12 protein-coding genes are annotated in these 19,939 nt (G+C 61.8%); 3 read left to right on the top strand and 9 right to left on the bottom strand.

The genetic code is table 11. The annotated features are described in order from the left end of the window. Positions 1-148: 148 nt before the first annotated feature. Complete coding sequence (locus DXD16_RS07615; protein WP_117655684.1) at positions 149-2,830, bottom strand: cation-translocating P-type ATPase; 2,682 nt, start codon at positions 2,828-2,830, stop codon at positions 149-151. 442 nt (positions 2,831-3,272) lie between these two features. Here DXD16_RS07615 and pyk point away from each other — a divergent pair, with 442 nt between their 5' ends. Together pyk and DXD16_RS07605 are read left to right on the top strand one after the other, a co-directional pair. Then, on the top strand, positions 3,273-4,733 hold the full coding sequence (pyk, locus tag DXD16_RS07610) for a pyruvate kinase (protein ID WP_117637393.1): 1,461 nt from the start codon (positions 3,273-3,275) through the stop codon (positions 4,731-4,733). A 422-nt stretch (positions 4,734-5,155) separates the two neighbouring features. Continuing rightward, on the top strand, positions 5,156-6,229 hold the full coding sequence (locus DXD16_RS07605) for a hypothetical protein (protein WP_147326470.1): 1,074 nt from the start codon (positions 5,156-5,158) through the stop codon (positions 6,227-6,229). Here DXD16_RS07605 and DXD16_RS07600 read toward each other — a convergent pair. The 6 genes from DXD16_RS07600 to pheS form a co-directional block, all read right to left on the bottom strand. Further along, positions 6,226-7,074 carry a hypothetical protein gene (locus DXD16_RS07600; protein ID WP_117655682.1) on the bottom strand — a complete coding sequence of 283 codons (849 nt, stop codon included), beginning with the start codon at positions 7,072-7,074 and terminating at the stop codon, positions 6,226-6,228. The two genes, DXD16_RS07605 and DXD16_RS07600, sit on opposite strands and share 4 nt — an antisense overlap. Positions 7,075-7,153: 79 nt before the next feature. Continuing rightward, positions 7,154-7,924: an energy-coupling factor ABC transporter ATP-binding protein gene (locus DXD16_RS07595; protein WP_117655681.1), complete on the bottom strand. Its 771-nt coding sequence runs from the start codon at positions 7,922-7,924 to the stop codon at positions 7,154-7,156. Between the two features lie 44 nt (positions 7,925-7,968). Further along, the gene (locus DXD16_RS07590; RefSeq protein ID WP_117655680.1) at positions 7,969-8,805 is read right to left on the bottom strand and encodes an energy-coupling factor transporter transmembrane protein EcfT; all 837 of its coding nucleotides are present in this window, start codon (positions 8,803-8,805) and stop codon (positions 7,969-7,971) included. Continuing rightward, the gene (gene cbiM / locus DXD16_RS07585) at positions 8,783-9,865 is read right to left on the bottom strand and encodes a cobalt transporter CbiM (protein WP_117655679.1); all 1,083 of its coding nucleotides are present in this window, start codon (positions 9,863-9,865) and stop codon (positions 8,783-8,785) included. The genes DXD16_RS07590 and cbiM overlap by 23 nt, the downstream gene beginning before the upstream one ends. A 246-nt stretch (positions 9,866-10,111) precedes the next feature. Then, positions 10,112-12,565, bottom strand: coding sequence for a phenylalanine--tRNA ligase subunit beta (pheT, locus tag DXD16_RS07580; protein WP_117655678.1), 2,454 nt, complete (start codon positions 12,563-12,565; stop codon positions 10,112-10,114). A gap of 180 nt (positions 12,566-12,745) precedes the next feature. After that, positions 12,746-13,822 (bottom strand): phenylalanine--tRNA ligase subunit alpha, encoded by a 1,077-nt coding sequence (gene pheS, locus DXD16_RS07575; RefSeq protein WP_055250566.1) that lies wholly within the window; start codon positions 13,820-13,822, stop codon positions 12,746-12,748. Positions 13,823-14,326: 504 nt separating this feature from the next. Between pheS and DXD16_RS07570 the strand changes: the two genes are divergently transcribed. Then, positions 14,327-15,901 carry a carboxypeptidase M32 gene (locus tag DXD16_RS07570; RefSeq protein WP_117655677.1) on the top strand — a complete coding sequence of 525 codons (1,575 nt, stop codon included), beginning with the start codon at positions 14,327-14,329 and terminating at the stop codon, positions 15,899-15,901. A 226-nt stretch (positions 15,902-16,127) separates the two neighbouring features. Here the strand turns inward: DXD16_RS07570 and glmM are convergent, their stop codons facing one another. After that, entirely contained in the window at positions 16,128-17,459 is a 1,332-nt protein-coding gene (gene glmM, locus DXD16_RS07565) for a phosphoglucosamine mutase (protein ID WP_117655676.1), read from the bottom strand. An 83-nt stretch (positions 17,460-17,542) separates the two neighbouring features. Further along, positions 17,543-19,855, bottom strand: a complete 2,313-nt coding sequence (locus tag DXD16_RS07560; RefSeq protein ID WP_117655675.1) for a DUF4012 domain-containing protein — start codon at positions 19,853-19,855, stop codon at positions 17,543-17,545. Positions 19,856-19,939: the final 84 nt, after the last annotated feature.

Raw genomic sequence — 19,939 nt, 5'->3', positions numbered from 1 at the left:
AGGCCGCTTATTAGCCCGTCCAAGAATTGGGGCGCAGTTCACCGCCGGGAGGGGTTTCTTCCGAGCGATCCCGCAGCGCGAAGCGCGAGGACCAGCGAGGAAGAAACCCCGCAGGCGGTCGGGCCGGTGGGAAGGATGGCCTTTCGACCTACTCCTTCTCGACCGCGCGCATGACCGCCTTGTAGATCTCCATCAGCGGGATGATCAGGAAGGCCAGGCCCAGGGCAGCGACAACGCCCTTGAGCTCAAGCGTCACGGGGCCAAAGAACATCTCGGCAAGCGTCGGCTGCACGGTCACGATCACCGTCAGCACCAGTGCCAGCGCGGCGGAAGCCCACAGCCACTTGTTCTGCTTCTTCATGGTGAACAGCGACGCACGACGGCTGCGCATATTGAAGCAGTGGAAAATCTCGACCATGTTGAGCGTGATGAACGCCATCATCACGCCTTCCTCGTCGGCATTGCCGGCGATCATATCGGCGATGTGGATGTAGCCCATGTCAAAGTACACGCCCACAAAGAAGCTCGCCAGCACCAGCGCGGTGATGATTAGGCCCTGGACCACGCAGTCCAGACCCATATGTCCGGCAAAGACACCGTCCTTGGCGTTGCGCGGCTTGCGCTTCATGATGTCGCCCTCGGCATCCTCCATGCCCAGCGCGAGCGCGGGGAAACAGTCGGTGACCAGGTTCACCCACAGCAGCTGCACCGGCTGGAAGATGGTAAAGCCGATGAGCGTGGCGATAAACACCGAGAACACCTCGGCAAGGTTGGCCGAAAGCAGGAACTGGATGACCTTGCGGATGTTGTCGTAGATGCGACGGCCCTCTTCGCAGGCGCCGATAATGGTAGCGAAGTTGTCATCGGCAAGTACCATGTCGGCGACGTTCTTGGTGACATCGGTACCGGTGATGCCCATGCCAACGCCGATGTCGGCGCGCTTGATGGACGGGGCATCGTTGACGCCGTCGCCCGTCATGGCCACGATCTGGTCGCGCGACTTCCAGGCCTCGACGATGCGGGTCTTGTGCTCGGGCTGGACGCGGGCGTACACGCCGTAATCCTCGATGTGCGCGTCGAGCTCCTCGTCGCTCATGCGGTCGAGGTCGGCGCCGGTGATGGCCTGGCTGCGATCGGCGACGATGCCCAGCTGCTTGGCGATGGCCACGGCGGTGTCGATATGGTCACCCGTGATCATGACGGTGCGAATACCGGCATCGTGGGCCTCGCGGATGGCGTCGGCGACCTCGGGGCGGACAGGGTCGATCATGCCGGACAGGCCGCAGAAGACCAGGTCGTGCTCGAGCGCAGCGGGGCTGCAGTCGCTCGGGACCTCGGTGTAGGTGCGGCTTGCCAGCGCCAGCACGCGCAGGGCCTCGTCGGCCATGGCCTTGTTGGCGGCCACGAGCTCGGCACGGCGCTCCTCGGTCAGGGGGACGACCTTATCGCCCTCGTAGATATGGGTGCACAGGCCGATCACCACGTCGGGCGCGCCCTTGGTGTACTGCTCATACTCGCCGTCAAGGGTCTCGACGACCACGGACATCATCTTGCGGCCCGAGTCAAACGGGGCCTCGCCCACGCGCGGGTGCTCGGCAGTCAGGCCAGTGAGGCCCGCCTTGCCGGCATCGTTGACGAGCGCACACTCAGTCGGCTCACCCACGGCCTCGCCCAGCTCCTCGTCCCACTGAGCATCGGAGCACAGCGCCATGCCGGCCAGGAACTTCTCCTTGGGCGCAGCGAGCTCGTGCTTGACGACGGTCATCTTGTTCTGGGTAAGGGTACCGGTCTTGTCGGAGCAGATGGTCTGTGTGCAGCCAAGGGTCTCGACAGCAGAGAGCTTGCGGATAATCGCCTGGCGCTTGGCCATCTTGGTCACGCCAAGCGAGAGGACGATGGTCACGACGGCAACCAGGCCCTCGGGGATGGCGGCGACGGCGAGCGAGACGGCAACCATAAAGGTGTCGAGCAGGGCAGTCGGGTCGGTAAGAACGTTGCCCACGCCGTGGCGGATGATATCAACGCCAAAGATGACGACGCAGATGACGATAACCATGATGGTGAGGATGCGGCTGAGCTCGGCGAGCTTCACCTGCAGCGGCGTGAGCTCTTCCTTGGCCTCGGCCAGGGCGCCGGCGATCTTGCCCATCTCGGTGTTCATGCCGGTGCCGACCACGACGGCGCGACCGCGGCCGTACACGACGGTGGAGCCCATATAGCACATGTTCTTACGGTCGCCGAGCGGCACGTCATCGGTGCCCGCAGCGAGCTCGATCACGTTGGCGTGCTTCTCTACGGGCACGGACTCGCCGGTGAGCGCGGCCTCTTCGATCTTCATCGTGGCGCTCTCGAGCACGCGGCAGTCGGCCGGGACGGAGTCGCCCGCCTCGAGCATGATCACATCGCCAGGCACGAGCTCGGCGCTCGGCAGGTGCACGAGCTTGCCGTCGCGCAGCACCTTGGACTGCGCCGCACTCATCTCCTGCAGGGCCTCGAGGGCCTCCTCGCTCTTGGCTTCCTGGACCACGCCCAGCACCGAGTTGACGATAACGACGAACATGATGATGGCAACATCGGCAAAGTCGGGCTCGCCCTTGACCATGCCCGTGAGCGCACTGATGACGGCGGCAACGATCAGCATGATGACCATGGGGTCGGCCATCTGCTCAAAGAAACGCTTCCACAGCGGTGTCTTCTCGGCTTCCTCGAGCTTGTTAGGGCCTGTCTTGGCGAGGCGCGAAGACGCCTCGTCGTTGCTCAGGCCGAGGTTCTCATCGACACCTTGGTCGCTGAGCACCTCCGCCGCGGCGGACAGGTATTCCTTTTGCATATAGAGTCCCCTCCTGGGATTCGGGCCACTCAGCAGATTGATGCCCGATCATAATTCCCAGGAGAAGGGCAAGGGCTCATCAAGGCTGCCGTGCTGAGCGGCAGTTGATAGTGGAGCTATGGTACCCCAAAGCGACGCGTCTAGCCAAAACAATCGGTTTGGAAATATGGTCCGCACGCAACGGTGCAGACCGTGTGATGCTCAACATTGGTAAAACGTTTTTTCTTCGGCACATCGCCAAACTGACATATCTCCCAGATAGCAGCGGTTGGAGTGGTTGGTAAAGATTTTTCATATACCGTTTTTCCCGCAAAAAATGAACTTCCATTTCGGCATACGGTCGATTTTTTGGGGTATTCGGTCGGCATTTCGTTATAATCATCTCGGTTTTATTTCTTATGGTTTATCTATCAGCGCAAGACGATGTCAGATGGAGGTCTGAATGTACAAGCGCACTAAGATTGTATGCACCATGGGTCCCGCCTGCGATAGCGACGAGACCATCCGCGAGATGATCAAGGCGGGCATGAACGTCGCCCGTTTTAACTTCTCGCACGGCTCCTACGACGAGCACCACGGTCGCATCGAGCGCGTCCGCCGTATTTCCAAGGAGCTCGGTCTGCCTGTCGGCATCCTGCTCGACACCAAGGGCCCCGAGGTCCGCACCGGCCTTCTGGTCGACGGCAAGAAGGTTGCCGTCAAGACCGGCGATAAGATCGTCGTCACCGCTCAGCCCACGTCCGAGGATTTCCACGGCACCGCTGAGCACATCTCCCTCGACTACCTGGCTCTGCCTTCCGAGGTCGAGAAGGGCTCCCTCATCCTGATCGATGACGGCCTGGTTGCCCTCGAGGTCGAGTCCGTCAGCGGCCAGGACATGACCTGCGTCGTTAAGAACGACGGCCTGATCGGCGAGCGCAAGGGCGTCAACATGCCCAACGTCAACATCTCGCTGCCCGCCATCACCGAGCGCGATCGTCAGGACATCCTCTTTGGCCTGACCGAGAACATCGACTACATCGCCGCTTCCTTCATCCGTGACGGCGAGTCCGTCCGTGGCATCCGCAAGCTTTGCCGCGAGAACGGCGGCGAGCACGTGACGATCTTCCCGAAGATCGAGTGCGCCCTGGGCGTCGAGAACTTTGACGAGATCCTCGAGGCTTCCGACGGCATCATGGTCGCCCGTGGCGACCTGGGCATCGAGATCAAGCCCGAGCTCGTTCCCCACATCCAGAAGGAGATCATCGCCAAGTGCAACGCGGCCTACAAGCCCGTCATCACCGCTACGCAGATGCTCGACTCCATGCAGCAGAACCCGCGCCCGACGCGCGCCGAGGTTGCCGACGTTGCTAACGCCATCTACGACGGCACCGACGCCGTCATGCTCTCTGGCGAGTCCGCTGCCGGTAAGTACCCGGTCGAGGCCGTCAAGATGCAGGCCAGCATTGCTCTCGAGACCGAGAAGTACCTCCCGGCCCACGCTCCGCTCGAGGTTCCGGCCGATGCTCACGGCACCCGCGTTGTCAACAACGTTGTGGGTATGTCCGCTGTGAACATGGCTACCACCGTTGGCGCCAAGTGCATCACCGTGCCGACGACCACCGGTCGTACCGCTCGCCTGATCTCGCACTTCCGTCCCAACATGCCGATCTGCGCGTTCTCCCGCCACGAGTGGGCCGTCCAGCAGATGATTATGTACTGGGGCGTTATCCCGCATCAGGCCGAGATTACCCAGGGCACCGTCAACGGCACGATCGTCAAGGCGATCGAGACCGCTAAGGAGCTCGGCTACGTCGAGGCCGGCGATTTGACCGTCGCCACCGCCGGCGATCCCCGCATGAGCGTCCAGCTCGAGGACAAGGTCTCCTCGACCAACGTCGCTTACGTCGCTCAGGTGCGCTAAATCACACTTGCAAGCACACTGCATTGCAAAGGGCCCGGAAGGCTTCGCCTTCCGGGCCCTTTTTCTGTGCCAGTGCCCACTGCACAGCATGACACGCACTCATTTCTTTACCAAATGAGTCCAAATCGCCCCTCCAAGCCCTAAAAATGAACTTTCTTGCTGCGGAAATGTTCGCCCGATGGCGAAACCACACCTTACCCGACGCTGCTAAATCGTTTTAGCAGGAGCCAGATCGACCTGGTTTTCGGAAGTATGCGGCAAATTCTGAGACCCCCGAGCACGCCCTGTTTTTTCGCAACAAAATGCCTGATAAACTGGCCTTAAAAGCCAGGTCTGCTCATAGGATTCAGATTTTGCCGCATACTTCCGGATTGACGCTGGCATCGCACGGTCCAAAAGCACATTTCGACCAGGAGGATATCATGGACCTGACGCTATGCGGTCAATCCGCTTTTTACTATCACCGTATCCCGCCGCAGGTATTAGGCCTTTACCCCGCCATTAGCCTTGGCAATATGGATCGCAGATGTTGCGGCCTCGGAAGTCATGCAGTTGTAAAAGACCTGCTTCACACACCGCTTCACAGGCTTGTATTCACTCGGGCACAATCCGGGTCGCGAAGCCTGTTTAAATCGCACCTCCTGACCCAAGAGCCGCCTCCTGGGTCGTTTAGGCAGACTGAGCATGGGTTTGATGTCACTTCACCGGAGTTCACGCTGCTCAGCCTTGCCACGCAGGTCTCACGCAGCCAGTTACTCATGGCTTGCTACGAGATGTGCGGCTCCTTTGCAGTGTTTAAGCCCTGCGAGCGAACGCAACAACAACTCGATGAAGCTATTTCGCTTAAGCTCATTCCGCCCAGCTGCGGCTGGGAGCGAGTTGACGACACCAAGGGCAATGACACCAACTTGTGGAAGCGCACGCCGCTTCTTACCGCAGCGGATATCGCCGCGTTCGCCAAGCAGGCCGCAGGCCTGCGCGGCGTTAAGCAGCTCCGCTGGGCCGCCGAACGCATGACAGGACAGACCGCCTCGCCCTTTGAAGTCCAGACGTCAATTCTCATCTCGCTCCCCCGCGATGAGGGCGGTCTGGGCATCGACATCACCAATAACGCGCGCATCCCGCTCAGCGAAGCCGCGCGTTCGCTGTATGACAAAACCTGCTGCTACGCCGATATCCTCATCGAAAGCGCCACCGACAGCATGGGCGTCATCCTTGAATGCCAAGGCCGCTCCGCCCACGATGGCGAAGCGGCAAGTCTCTCCGATGCCGAGCGCACCACCGCCCTCACCAGCATGGGCTATGACGTTATCCAGATAACCTATGAGCAAATCAAAGACACGAAGAGCTTTAACAACATCGCCGAACTCATCCATAAAAAGGCGGGGCTCCCCTACATCCCAAAGACCGACCAAGAACGCATCACCGAAGATACCCTTCGGCGGGAGCTGTTGGTCGATTGGGTTGAGCTATTCACTGCCGGGCCGGCCAGCTAGCAGCTAGCGATCAGGGGCAGCGCGGGCACATCGGGCGATTCGACGCGGGCGGCAAATCCCTCCTCAGTTAGCTCGACGACCTCGGTAAACGTTGCATCGAAAAACTCCTCGGTTAGCAAGCGATACGGCGGATGATCGGGCTCTCCGGGGTTTTCGCGTACAATCTCGTGCATAACGCCAATGGTCTTGAGCACATACTCCTTATGGATGGGATACTGACCAAAACGCGTCGCCGCAGTATACAGGCGATCGGTCGCGCGCGGAATCGAAACAATGCCGAGCGTCTTGCCAAACCAGTCAAAGTCGCCTTGCTTTTTAATGCGGAATTCCTCGCACGGCTTGCCGCCGTGCGCCTCCAGGTATTGATTCACGCGCGTATTCCACACGGTATCGGCCACGAGGTGAGACCAAACGCCCAGCGTCAGATCGAGCAGCGACTGCGCCACGTCATCGGGCGCGAGTGAAAGCTCGCTAGCACCGGGACCGGCAACCGGCTCGGCGTCCTTGTAGCGTTGGGGATAATGCACCCGATTGAGTCGCTCGCGCTCCTCGGCGATCGAGGTCGCGGCAGCCGGGGTACCAACAGACGCCCCTTTGAGCAGCGGCGCCACATAGGTATCCCAGAACTCGTGCTCGCGCGGCTTAGGGATAGGCTCGGGGTTTGCAAAGTGCGTAATGCGATACGGAATGGGATCAGCGATGCCAGGGACCATATAGCCCACGAAGATATCCGGAACCACGCAGCCAAACAAAAAGGCATTGCGGTCGCGCACGCTATTGGCAAGCGCACCGGTGCGCTCCAGCAAACGCTCCGTCTGAGCGATATGAATGTTCCAGCTTGGCATAGCCACCCCCATAAAAACCTGGATAACTATACCATCACGGCAAAGCCGCGCGGGCGGCTACGCACGCTCTACGCAGCAACTATTCCGCAGCGCCGCTCTCGGTTCCATACGACGACACCGGCGCCTCGACCACATGGTGATATCGATCGATATAGATGGCGCGGGCACCCAGGCGCCGCACCAAATCCTGATGGTGTGTGCTCATCAAGACCGTCTTGCCGGCAGCAACATAGGCCAGTAGAAAGTTGACCACGATGTCGCACGAGTCCTCGTCAAGTCCGTTGGTGGGCTCGTCGAGCACCAGGATATCCGGGTTCATCGACACCACCGCAGCCAGCGCAACGCGCTTCTTTTGCCCGCCCGAGAGCTGATAGGGAGAGACGTCGGCAAGGTCGGCAACCTGGAACAGCCCCATGGCATCGCGGACGCGGCGCTCGAGCTCGTCTGCCGGCAGCCCCATTTGAGCCGGGCCAAACGCGACTTCCTCGCCGACCGTGGCACAAAAGAGCTGCGCATCGGCGTTTTGGAACACAAAGCCCACGCGCTGATGGAACCGCTGGGCCGTCGCGGAATCCTTGAGATATGCCGCATCGACCGCATGCCCGTCGAACAGGTACGCACCCGCGTCCGCAAGCTCAAGGCCGTTGATAAGGCGCATGATCGTCGTCTTGCCGCAGCCGTTGGGACCGAGCAGAGCAACGAGCTCCCCACGGTTCACCTGCAATGAAACGCCGTCGACCACCGTATGACCCGCATAGGAAAACACCACGTCGCGAAACTCGATGAGCGGCGTGGTCTCAGCGCCGGCAGCACCGCTCGCACCCATCGCGTTATTCGTATCGTTTGCCAAAACGTCGCCCTTCCCTACTCACATCGACGGTTCGACCGACCGCGCTACAGCACCGCGCACAACACGGCGAGCAACGCCACAACGGCCGCGTAAACGGCATCGCGCCAGCCAAAGCCGCTCCGTGCAGGCGCCGGATACACGCCGGCGAAGCCGCGGCAAAGCATGGCCTCGTCCATCGCGCGGCTGCATTCCATCGCCTTGATAAACGTCATGCCCATGATACCCGCCAGCGAGTCGGTGCGCGAAAAACCCGCAGGCGCGGAACCGACGCTGCGCAGCATGACCGATTCACACAGATTGTGCGCCGTGCGACCCAGCACCTCGATATGCTTGAGCGCCATATCAAACGTAAAGATAACCTCATCGGGCAGGTGCAGCGTTTTGAGCGCCGCCGACATGCGGCTCCAGGAGAGCGTCCACGAAACGCCCAGCACCAGCGACACATTAATGAAGGTCTTGAGCGCGATCTTGAGCATGGCGCCCGTGGCAGACGCGCCCAGCAGCAGGGCAGGCAGTGCCAGAACCACCGCAAGCCCCGTGGCGCCGAGCGCCGGTACAAAGGTCGCACGCAGCCCGCGTGCGGGGCGCACCGCGACCAGCACCAACGCGATCGCCGCCATCAACATCAGGTACAGCGGGCTTTGCGTCAGACACACGCACAGGACGCAAACGAACATCCCCACCAGGCGCACCGGAGCCGAAACGCAAGAAAGGGCGCGGTCGACCATCGACCCGCCCTCGTGCGCGCCTCCACCCAGGCGAACCCGCTCAAGCAGGCTCGCCAGGTGCAGGACATTCTTTTGCATCACACGATGCCGAGCCCCCACGGGCTCGTAACGCTGCTCGACCGCAAGCCAGCTAGGCAGCTCGGCTATTGCCATGAGCACCGCTTTCCTTGACCGTCAGCGAGATCAGGCGGAATGCGATGGTGAGCACCGCCACGCCAATCACACCGGAAAGGATATACATGGCAGCCTGGCCGGCAAAGCCAAGGCCCTGTTCCTCGGAATAGGCCTGCAGGTAATCACCCGTGGGCAGCGCGTCGGCAAAGGTCGGAGTATCGAGGCCGACCGAAGCCTGCAGGCTGTCGTCGCCAGCCTCCTGAACGGCAGTCGCGGCGCCCTCGGCGTCCCACTCGCCCCAGGCGTCTCCGGTGGCCAGCAGGCCCAGCGGCGTGGCCACCACGAGCACGGCGACCAGAATGAGCGTGGGAATCAGGGAAGTCTTCTTGGCGGTACCATCGGCGGCAAGCTGGCCATCGACGGCCTCGGACCCGACGATAATGCTCGGCGCCGTCTTCTTAATGAAACCGTAGATGGCGGCCGTCGCCACGCCCTCGATCACGCCGGCAACCAGCATATGCGGGATCAACATGGCCGGAATAGCCACGGACAGCGGGAAGGGGCAGTACAGCGGCGCGCCCGAAGCGTTGGTAAAGAGCATCGGCTGAATACCAAACTCGATTGCCGCGCACAGGGCCGCCAGGCACAGGCCGACCCAACCGCTCACGATGGCAGAAACCGAGGTGCCCCAGCTCTTGTCGTGCAGACGGCTGTTGAGCGCACGGAAAACGATAGCAGCGGCAAACGGCAGCACAAAGGCCATGTTAAAGCAGTTGGCGCCAAACGACAGAACGCCGCCGTCGCCAAACAGCAGCGCCTGCAGCGCCAGCGCGACCGAGACAGCGATAGCCGCGGCCTCGGGACCCAGCAGCAGTGCGATGAGCGCGCCACCAACGGCGTGACCAGTGGTACCGCCGGGCAGCGGCACGTTAAACATCATGAGCAAAAAGGAGAACGCGGCGCAAATGCCCAGGAAAGCCATATGCTCGCGATCGAGCGTGGCGCGCACCTTTTTGATGCAGTGGACCCAAACAGGCACCATCGCCACCGCCATGACGGCATCGGTTTGCGGAGACAGGTAGTTGTCTGGAATGTGCATATACGCCTCCCGGTTGCCGGCGCACGGAATCGCAACGCCGCTTAAATCACCTTAAGAGTGTTACGTATTGTTAGATTCGTAACACGCCGCGGGCTATCATAGCAAAACGGCGCACTGCCGACAAAGCAGCACGCCGTTATGTAATGCGCGTGTCATATATGCAGGCTCAACGGTGCCTTATATCGAGCATAGCGGTCACGTAAGACTCGGCGGCAACCACCGCTGACCCATACCCCAGCGCAAATCCTAGCCGCGGACCTCGCCGTTTACGCCCTTGCATACCTTGGTGACGATCTTCTGGTGCGCCTTCTCGACCTCTTCGCTGGTGAGCGTGTGGTCGTCGGAGCGATACGTAAGCGCAAAGGCCATGGACTTCTTGCCCGCTCCGATGCGGATGGGATCGCGGTAGACATCGAACAGGCGCACGCCCTCGAGCAGCTTGCCGCCGGCGCTGGTAATACGGCGCTCAAGATCCTCGCAGGTCACGGCATTGTCGACCACAATGGCAAGGTCGTGCTCAACGGCCGGGTACTGCGAGAACTCGCGGTAGTTCTCCTGGTTGCGGGCGCCCTTGATCAGCTTGTCCAGGTCAAGCTCAAAGGCAACGACAACCTCGTCGATGCCGCAGGCCTCGCGCGCCTCGGGGTGGATCTCGCCGACCCAACCCAGCACGGTGCCGCCGGACAGAACCTCGGCCGCACGACCCGGCTGCAAAAAGGCATAGCCCTCGCCCTCGACGGGACGGAAGCAAACCTTCTCGATGCGCAGCTGGGCGAGCAGCTCCTCGACGATACCCTTGCCAAAGAAGAAACGCAGTTTACGGTACTTCATGTTCCAAGACTGCTCGCTCCACTGGCCCGAGAGCACACCCGCGACGGACTTGGTCTCCTTGGGCAGGCTGGCGTTCTCGCGACCGTGGAACAGGCTGCCGACCTCGTACAGGTGCACGTTGGGCGTACCGTGCGCCTCGTTGTAGGCCACGGACTGCAGCAGGCCCGGCAGCAGCGAACGACGCATCTCGGTCTGCTCGGCCACCAGCGGGTTCATGAGCACCACGGGGCAGCCGCGACCCTCGGTGGGCATGCCGATCTTCTCCAGGTCGCCCGGGGCGGCAAAGCCAAAGGTCGTGGTCTCGTTGAGGCCGCAGGCGCGCAGGATCTCGCCGACCTTGCGGGTGAGCTTCTGCTCGCGGGTCAGGCCGCCGATGTGGTTCTTGGCAGCCGGGATGGTCGCCGTCACACGGCCCATGCCCCATAGGCGCAGGACCTCCTCGATCAGGTCAATCTCGCGCGGCAGGTCGGGACGGAAGCTCGGCGGGGTAACCATAAAGTCCTCGCCGTCGCGCTCGACGGTGCAGCCCAGACGGGTAAGCGAACGCTCGATAAAATCGGGCTCGATGTCGGCACCGCAGATGGCATGCACGCGGGCCAGGCGCAGCTTGATGCTGTCGATGGTCTTGGGCGCGGGGAAAACATCGACATAGCCGGGAGCAACCTCGCCGCCGGCGATCTCCTCGATGAGCGCGCAGGTAACGTTGGCGACATCCACGCAGCCAGTCTCGTCAACCTGGCGCTCAAAGCGAATGGAGGCGTCGGAGATCAGCGACAGATCGCGGCTGGTGTGCGAGGTGCGACCGGCGTTGAAGCAAGCGCTCTCGACCATCACGTCGACGGTGTCGTCCTCGATCTCGGAATCCATGCCGCCCATAACGCCGGCCAACGCCACGGGGCGCTCGCCGTCGGTGATAAGGCCCATGCCGGCGTCGAGCACGCGCTCTTCGCCATCGAGCGTCGTGAATTTCTCATCCTGCTGGGCGGCGCGAACCACCACGCGACGGTGGCCATCGCGCTCGGCAAAGGTGTCCAGGTCAAAGGCGTGCAGCGGCTGACCGGTGAGCATCATCACGTAGTTGGTGATGTCGACGATGTTGTTGTGCGGACGCACGCCCAGGGCGTTAAGGCGCTTGACCATCCAGTCGGGCGACGGGCCGACCTTCACGTTGCGCACGATGCGGGCGACATAGCGGTCGCACAGGCCCTCGTCGGCGATCTCGACGGAAAGCTCGTCGTCGGTCGCGCGGCCGGTCTCGGCCTTGATGGCGGGCAGCTTAACGTGGAAATCGCGGTCGAAGATGGCGCCGGTCTCGCGGGCCATGCCGATCATGGACAGGCAGTCGGGACGGTTGGGCGTAATCTCGCAGTCGAGCACGGTGTCGCTCGAGCCCACGTACTCGGCAAACGGCATGCCGCAGGGCGTGTCCTCGGGCAGGATCATGATGCCGGAGTGGTCGCCGCCCAGGCCGAGCTCGCGCGCGGAGCAGTTCATGCCCATGGACACGACACCGCGAAGCTTGCTCTTCTTGATCTTGACGTCGCCGGGCAGGACAGCGCCAATCATGGCCGTGACGATATGGTCGCCGGCCTCGAAGTTCTGCGCGCCGCAGACAATCTGCAGCGGAGCGGGGTTGCCGTCGGCGTCGAGGTTCTTGTCACCCACGTCGACCGAGCACACATACATGTGGTCGCTATCGGGGTGAGGGGTCTTGGTGAGCACCTTGGCGGTCACCACGTGGTCGAAGGACTCGCCCACGGTGTCGATCGCCTCGACCTCGGTACCGGTACGGATATATTCGTCCGAAAGAGTCTTGGGATCCTCCGGAATATCGATCATGGTCTTGAGCCAGTCGTAAGAAACGCGCATCTAACTGGTCTCCTTTCATCTGTAACGCCTGCAATAAACAGTCGGAAAACTCCAGCTACGGAGACGGGTTTCCGAGGTGCCGCAGATTGCCTTGAAAGAGGAGGGCCGCGTACTTAGGTACGCAACCGACGATTGAAAGGCAAGGTGTGGTGGCTCGGGAAGCCGCCGGGACAGGTCAACTTAAAATTGGTTCAAGAAGCGCATATCGCCCGTCATCAGGGTTCGCAGATCCGGCAGGTCGTAGCGCAGGGCCGCGACGCGCTCGGCGCCAATACCAAAGGCAAAGCCGGTGTACTTCTCGGGGTCGATGCCGCAGTTGATCAGGACGTTGGGGTCAACCATGCCGCAGCCCAGGATCTCGATCCAGCCGCTATGCTTGCAGAAGTTGCAGCCCTTGCCGCCGCACACGTGGCAGCTCACGTCCACCTCGCAGCTAGGCTCGGTGAAGGGGAAGAAGTGCGGGCGGTAACGCGTCTTGCGATCCTCGCCAAACATGCACTTAACAAAGTAGTCGAGCGTGCCCTTGAGGTCGCCAAAGGTGATGCCCTCGTCAACGACCAGGCCCTCGATCTGGTTGAACTGCGGCAGGTGGCAGGCGTCGGCCGTGTCGGGACGATAGACGGTGCCCGGGCAGATCATGTAGATGGGCGGCTTTTGCGACTCCATGGTGTGGATCTGCACGCCCGAGGTCTGGGTGCGCAGCAGCACGTCGGACTCGCCGTGGGCGTGGGCCTCGGGGTGCGCGACGCTGCCGGGGTTGTTGTCGACCACGTAGAAGGTATCGCGGGCCGAGCGGCTCGGGTGATCCATGGGGGCGTTGAGCGCGGTGAAGTTGTAGTAGGAGGTGTCGACCATGGGGCCGGACTCGACGGTGTAGCCGATACCGCAGAAGATGTCCTCGGCCTCCTCGATGATCTGCTTGATCAGGTGCTGGTGGCCGATCTGCGGACGGATGCCCGGCAGCGTGATGTCGACGGCGTCGTGCTCCAGTGCGCGCTTGAGGGCGGCGGCCTTCATCTCGGTGTTGCGCTCGTCGAGCATGCCCTCAATCAGCTGGCGCATCTCGTTGGCTCGCTTGCCCATCACGGGACGATCCTCGGGGGCGAGCTTGCCCATCATGCGCATCAGGCCGGTGATGCGGCCCTTGCGGCCGAGCAGCTCAACGCGCGCAGCCTCGAGCTTGGCTGCGTCGTCGGCGCCTGCGACGAGCTCCTTGGCCTCTTCCTCGAGTTTGACCAGATCATCAATCAGACTCATGTCTTCCCTTTCGTCTCTCGCGCATCCGCGCTCCGGGACGGCTGACGCCGCCCGATGCTGCGGATGCGCGGCCCGGTTCGGTAACAAAAAACCGTCCTCGGGCATGTGCATTGCCCAAGGACGGTTGAATTCCGCGGTACCACCTTGTTTGACCCAGCGGATGTCTGGCCCGCCGTGCCCACTCTGCACCCCTTATCGCGAGGCTCACGGCTTCCCTACTGGGGCTTCGCCGCCGCTAGCCGCGCGCCCGTTGAGGTCGCTGCTCGGGAGTGAACGCTTGGCCCTTGCCACCGCAGGAAGGCTTGCAGCCCATGACCTTCCCTCTCTTGCCGGCGACGCGGCGGGCAAAACCCTCTCCGTCAACGCATTGGGCTATAGGATAACACATTCTGCGAGCATATCGCCGCGTTCCGTTTTGTTCGCACTGGGTACAAGGTAGGTAGCTGTGCAAACTGGCCGTACGCCCACCCGTGGCGTCCGGTCTGCGAGATCAAGGATATAGGTATGGGAAAGAACAAGGATAAGATGGCCAAGCCCGCAGCGGATAAGACGCCCAAAGGCATGAAGGTCGATAAGGCTGTCAAAAAATTCCGTAAGCTCGAGGGCAAGCTGTGGACTCGCGAGTACCTGCTCAAGATTGCCGAGTTTGACGGCGCGACCATTGCTCCCGCCAACGGCGCCGCGGCCCGCGCCGATGCTATGGGCACCCTTGCTGGCGAGCATCACAAGCTGCTGACCAGCAAAAAGTCTGTCGAACTTGTGCGCTCGCTGGCACGAGAGACCGTCGCGGGCGGCAAGATCGACGACCCGCAGCTGCTCGACGAGATTCGCGTACTCGGCCGCGACCAGCGCGAGGCAAGCGTCATCCCCACCGAGGAAGCCGAGGCCTGGACCAGGCTCACCTGCGAGGCCGACGCCGTGTGGCACAAGGCCAAGACGGCCAATGACTGGGCGAGCTTTGAGCCCTATGTGGATAGAATCGTCGCCCAACTTAAGCATCAGGCCGAGCTCATGGACCCCAAGCGCGACCCATACGATGTTTGGCTCGACCAGTACGAGCGCGGCCTTTCCGCCAAGAGCTTCGACGCGTTTTGCGATGAGGTCAAGGCGACGGTCGTGCCGCTCGTGCACGCCATCGGCGAGCGCGGCCAGCAGCCGGCTGCCGACTTTTTGCACGCCCGCGTGCCCGAGGCCGCCCAGCGTGCCATGAGCTTCGACCTGATGAAGCTTGTCGGCCTGAACCTGGACGACACCACGCTTGCCTTTACCGAGCACCCGTTTAGCGAGGGCTTCTCGGTGGGCGACGCGCGCATCGCCACGCACATCTACGAGGACGACTGTATCTCCAACGTCTACAGCATCATCCACGAGGCGGGGCACGCCATGTACGAGCTGGGTGTCAATCCTGCCTATGCGCGCACCTGTCTTGAGGGTGGCACCTCCATGGGCATCCACGAGAGCCAGAGCCGCTTCTTTGAGAACACCGTTGGCCGCAGCCGCGCCTTTATGGGACCGCTGCTCGAAGTGCTGCGCCGTCACGCGCCCGAAGTCTACGGCAACGTGGACGAGGACACGCTCTACCGCGCCGTGAACATTGCGCAGCCGTCGCTGATCCGCACCGAGGCGGACGAGCTCACCTACCCGCTGCATATTATGGTGCGCTACCAGATCGAGCGCATGCTGTTTGCCGGCGAGGCCACGGCCAAGGACATCCCTGCGCTTTGGAACCGCTTAATGGACGAGTACCTGGGCATTCCCGTCCCCGACGACACGCGCGGCTGTCTGCAGGATACGCACTGGAGCGGCGGATCGTTTGGCTACTTCCCCACGTATGCGTTGGGCAGCGCCTACGACGCCATGTTTGTGCCGGCCATGTGCCGCGACGGTGTCGACCTCAATGGCGCCTGCGCGAGCGGCGATCTGGCGCCCGTCCGCGCCTGGCTCGGCGGGCACATTTGGCAGTGGGGCCGCGCCAAGGACGCGCCGGAGCTCATCAAGGGCGCGTGCGGCATGGCCTTTGACGCCCGCTACTACTGCAGCTACCTGCAGGACAAGTTCACCACGCTCTACGAGCTGTAAAGCTTAAGCAACACACCAACACAGGGGGCGCCGCAGGATCTATCCCGCGGCGCCCCTTTTTCACCTAGTCATTGGGGACGTTCTTTAATGACTGGTCGTTTAAGAACGTCCCCAATGAATAAAAGGGCGCCGACCTTCTGGTCGCGCCCTTGAAATTGAACGTCAGATTGCCGCTTGGGGCCGTTTGCAGCGTCGAGCAGCTACGCGGTTTGGTAAAACCGCGTAGCTACAAGGCCTCGAGTGCGTTGGCGATGCGCTTCATGGCGGTGTCGGCAGCTGCTTGGTCGGGGGCTTCAGCCAAAACGCGAATCACCGACTCGGTTCCGCTCTTGCGCACGAGCACGCGTCCTTCGCCCGCCAGCGATGCCTCGGCCTCGGCGATGGCGGCCTGCACACCCATGTTGCCCAGCGCGGCGTCCTTATCCGCTACGCGCACGGCAACCTGCGCCTGCGGCAGCAGCTTGCACGGAGCCGTGAGCTGCGAGAGCGTCTCGCGCTCGGCACGAATCACTTCCATCACGCGCAGCGAGGTCATAATGCCGTCGCCCGTGCGCTCGATATCGCCAAAGATCGTATGGCCCGTCTGCTCGCCGCCCAGGCTGTAGCCGCCCTCGCGCATCTTGGCATACACGTGACGGTCGCCCACGCCGCTGGTCACGGCGCTCAGTCCGGCAAGCTCCAGCGACTTGACCAGACCAAAGTTGCTGGCGATCGTCGGCACCACGGTACCGCCCGAAAGGCGACCGTGCTTGTTCAGATACACGCCGCACACGTACAGGATCTGGTCGCCGTCTACCACGCGACCGCGCTCATCCACGGCCAGGCAGCGGTCGGCATCGCCGTCATAGGCAAAACCCACGTCCAGGCCTTGCTCCACCACGTGGCGCTGCAGGCGCTCCATATGCGTGGAGCCGCAGTCGACGTTGATGTTAAAGCCATCGGGCGCGGCGTTGATCACGCGCACGTCGGCGCCCAGCGCGTCGAACACCGGCTTGGCCACCGAGGACGCCGAGCCGTTGGCGCAGTCGAGACCGATCTTGACGCCCTGTAGCGAAAAATTCGAACTCGCAATGAGCGAGGCGATATAGCGGTTGCGCCCCTGCATGTAGTCCACCGTGGCGCCGATGTGGTTGCCCGTGGCCAGCGGCACCTCGCTCTTGCCATCGATGTAGTCCTCGATGAGCTCCAGTACGTCCTCGTCCATCTTAAAACCGTCGCTGTTGACGAGCTTAATGCCGTTATCGCAAAACGGGTTGTGGCTCGCGCTGATCATGATGCCGCAATCGAAGCAGCCTTCCACGGTCTGATGCGCTACGCCCGGCGTGGGGATCACGTGCAGCATATAGGCGTCCGCACCGCTCGCGACCAGGCCACTCACCAGCGCCGCCTCGAACATATAGCTCGAGCGACGGGTGTCCTTGCCCACGATCACGCGCGCCTTGCGCTCGCGGTTGGCGCCGTAATACCAGCCCACAAAACGGCCAATCTTATAAGCGTGCTCTACCGTCAGCCCAACGTTGGCCTCACCGCGAAAGCCGTCGGTGCCAAAGTACTTCATGCGCTCTCCTTACAAAATAGGGGCGAACAGATTGCCTGTCCGCCCCAAAATGGTACTCGATTATCTGCGCTACCAGAAAAACCCTACGCCGACGCGCTGTCGCGAGCCGCCTGGCATGTAGGAGTCTGACGCAGCGTAAGCGGCTTGTCCCCCGCCTCGGCCGACGTGGTCAGCGTATATGTGATCGTCGTCGTCTCGCCAGCATGCAGGTCAACGGTGCCCGAATAGAAGGGGATTCCATGCCACGTAGCGGCGCCAAGACCAAACTGGGTGCCCTCAACCGTAAGGTCACTGATGTTGCCGCCCGTCGGGGCAAACAACGAGACATTCAGACGCTCGTCGTCGCGCGCGGCATCGGGCGCGCTCGCCGCGACGTAATCGGGCAGCTTGCCTGCCTCCTCCTGCGTCATGATGTTCGTCAGGGTAGCGGTGATGCGATACGAGCACGTGCCGTCGCCGTTCTTGACGCCCTGGCCAATCTGCGTATCAGCGTTCAGGTACCAGTCGAGCTTGGAGAAGCTCAGGTTGTTAAAGTAAACGCCGGCAACGGGATCGGCACTCGGATCATCCGGATCGGGTAGCGAAGCGTCAATGCCCGTCTCTTTGATGGCATTCTGCTCATCATCGTTTCTCATCCAAGCAATCAGACGGCCCTCTTCGGCACCGCGCTCGAATGCACCGACAAGCTTTGTAACGTCGACGTCACCGATGCCACCGAGAATCTTGTCGAAGGCGGCGCTGGCAACAGCCGCAAAGATGCCGTCCGATTCCTCGACCGGATAGTTCCAATACACATCGTGCATGAGAACCTTCGCCGCGTTGGTACCGTCGACGACCGTACCATCGGGCAGCGAGACATTACCGACAAGGCCCAGCAGGTACTGCAAGAACACAGGATCGATGCCGACGACGCCATCAACGTCCTGCCCATATTGGGACTTCCACAGCGCGGCGACACGCTGCGAGTTGCGGGGCCAATCGGGCGAATAGGTATTGCCCGAGTTGTACAGGTTACTGTGGTTGCCGAACAGCGCCTCATCCTCTTCGTCGACGCTCTCGACTGCCTCATCCTCGCTGAGTCCAATGCGGGGAACAAACTCGCCAATCGACATCTGGCCGTCGGTGACCGAAATCAGGCCCTGCGAACCGCCAAAGCCGCCGCAGGCACGAATCTCGACGTTGTTCATGGCGTACACAAGGTAGTTGCGCGTCTGGCCGTTGGCGCCGAGCATCTGGGGAAGGACGGGGGCGACCTTCTCCGCCGCGTCAACCGCGCCGTTGAGGGTGGCAAAGCCGTCCTTGGCCTTATCGACCAGCTCGGTCACCTGGGAAATATGAGTATCGCCAATGCCCTGGATCTTCTCGTTGGCGCTCTTGAACACCTTCGAGCTGCTGGAAAGCGAATCGGCGACCGCCTGCAGCGCGGACACGTTAATCATGCCGTCCTGAAACAGCTTGCCGGGCGTGGCCTGCGAAAGGTTATCGGCCATGGGAACCAGCGCATTGCTCGAGACATCGGACAGGGCGTCGATCATGGTGCGGGCCGCATTGATGTCGCTGCCATACACCGGGATAAACGAAGCCGCCGTCCACAGCGGGCTCGAGGTCTCCGCCTTCATGCTGTCGCAAAGCTCATCAATCTTCTTCGCGTCGTCAGGCAGCGTCGAAAAATCGCCCGACGTGACCTTGTCCTTAAGGCCACCGACGATCTCGACAGCCTCCTTCGCTTCGCTCTTTACGGTCTTTGCCGAGTTAAGCAGCATAAAGCCACTTGCGCCAAGCGCAACGAGAAGCACCGCGACTACAGCGGCAATAATGGCGCCGGTGTGACGCTTTTTGCGTTCGCCCTTGCGATGGCGATGACGGACCAGACCGTCAGAGGTCGAACTCGACGAAGCGTCGCTACCGTAGTTCAAGCCAAAATCGTAATAATCTTCCTTGGAACCCGAGCCCGCAAACTGGGCACCGCTATCATCCAGGCGGGCGAACGCGCCAGTCTCGGAGGCACCGGTGTAAATCGTGCCAAGGTTACCCGTAAGCCCCGCGCCACCGGCAGAGGGAGTATTGTTGGCGGCCTTGCCGGCATTAACGTTGCCGGCGGCATTTGCGGCGTTGGCAGCACCTGCGTTGTTCGCAGGTACCGAAGGAGCCCCGCTCGGCTGCGACGCGGAGGTTGCACCGCCCGCAAAGACATTCCCTCTTGCACGGCCGGTCTTTTTTGCCTTTTGAGACTGCTCGTACAGAGCGGTAAACATCGCCGTCTCGCCCGGGGACACGCGCTTACCGGAACCGCCCTGTCCAGCGCCGCCCGGCGTGCCGGCCTTACCAGCCCCGTTCGGACGCGGCGGAACTGCAGGACGACCGCTATCGCTGCCCTTAAAGTGATTACCAGCCATAAAGAAATCCTCGCAATTGAGTCGCAATGAAAAAGTCCATAACGTTACTAGTTTATGGCATTTTGAGCATCGACAGCTAAACTC

Origin of the sequence: Collinsella sp. TF11-5AC (assembly GCF_003436775.1) — a bacterium.
Taxonomy (GTDB): Bacteria; Actinomycetota; Coriobacteriia; order Coriobacteriales; family Coriobacteriaceae; genus Collinsella.
The sequence above is the reverse complement of the archived record's forward strand: the minus strand, read 5'-3'. Positions and strand labels throughout refer to the sequence as shown.

Excerpts from the sequence above, each read along its gene's own strand:
- glmM (WP_117655676.1), bottom strand. The coding sequence starts at position 17,459 with ATGAAGTACTTTGGCACCGACGGCTTTCGCGGTGAGGCCAACGTTGGG.
- DXD16_RS07605 (WP_147326470.1), top strand. The coding sequence starts at position 5,156 with ATGGACCTGACGCTATGCGGTCAATCCGCTTTTTACTATCACCGTATC.
- DXD16_RS07590 (WP_117655680.1), bottom strand. The coding sequence starts at position 8,805 with ATGGCAATAGCCGAGCTGCCTAGCTGGCTTGCGGTCGAGCAGCGTTAC.
- DXD16_RS07600 (WP_117655682.1), bottom strand. The coding sequence starts at position 7,074 with ATGCCAAGCTGGAACATTCATATCGCTCAGACGGAGCGTTTGCTGGAG.
- pheS (WP_055250566.1), bottom strand. The coding sequence starts at position 13,822 with ATGAGTCTGATTGATGATCTGGTCAAACTCGAGGAAGAGGCCAAGGAG.
- DXD16_RS07570 (WP_117655677.1), top strand. The coding sequence starts at position 14,327 with ATGGGAAAGAACAAGGATAAGATGGCCAAGCCCGCAGCGGATAAGACG.
- DXD16_RS07615 (WP_117655684.1), bottom strand. The coding sequence starts at position 2,830 with ATGCAAAAGGAATACCTGTCCGCCGCGGCGGAGGTGCTCAGCGACCAA.
- cbiM (WP_117655679.1), bottom strand. The coding sequence starts at position 9,865 with ATGCACATTCCAGACAACTACCTGTCTCCGCAAACCGATGCCGTCATG.
- pyk (WP_117637393.1), top strand. The coding sequence starts at position 3,273 with ATGTACAAGCGCACTAAGATTGTATGCACCATGGGTCCCGCCTGCGAT.
- DXD16_RS07560 (WP_117655675.1), bottom strand. The coding sequence starts at position 19,855 with ATGGCTGGTAATCACTTTAAGGGCAGCGATAGCGGTCGTCCTGCAGTT.
- pheT (WP_117655678.1), bottom strand. The coding sequence starts at position 12,565 with ATGCGCGTTTCTTACGACTGGCTCAAGACCATGATCGATATTCCGGAG.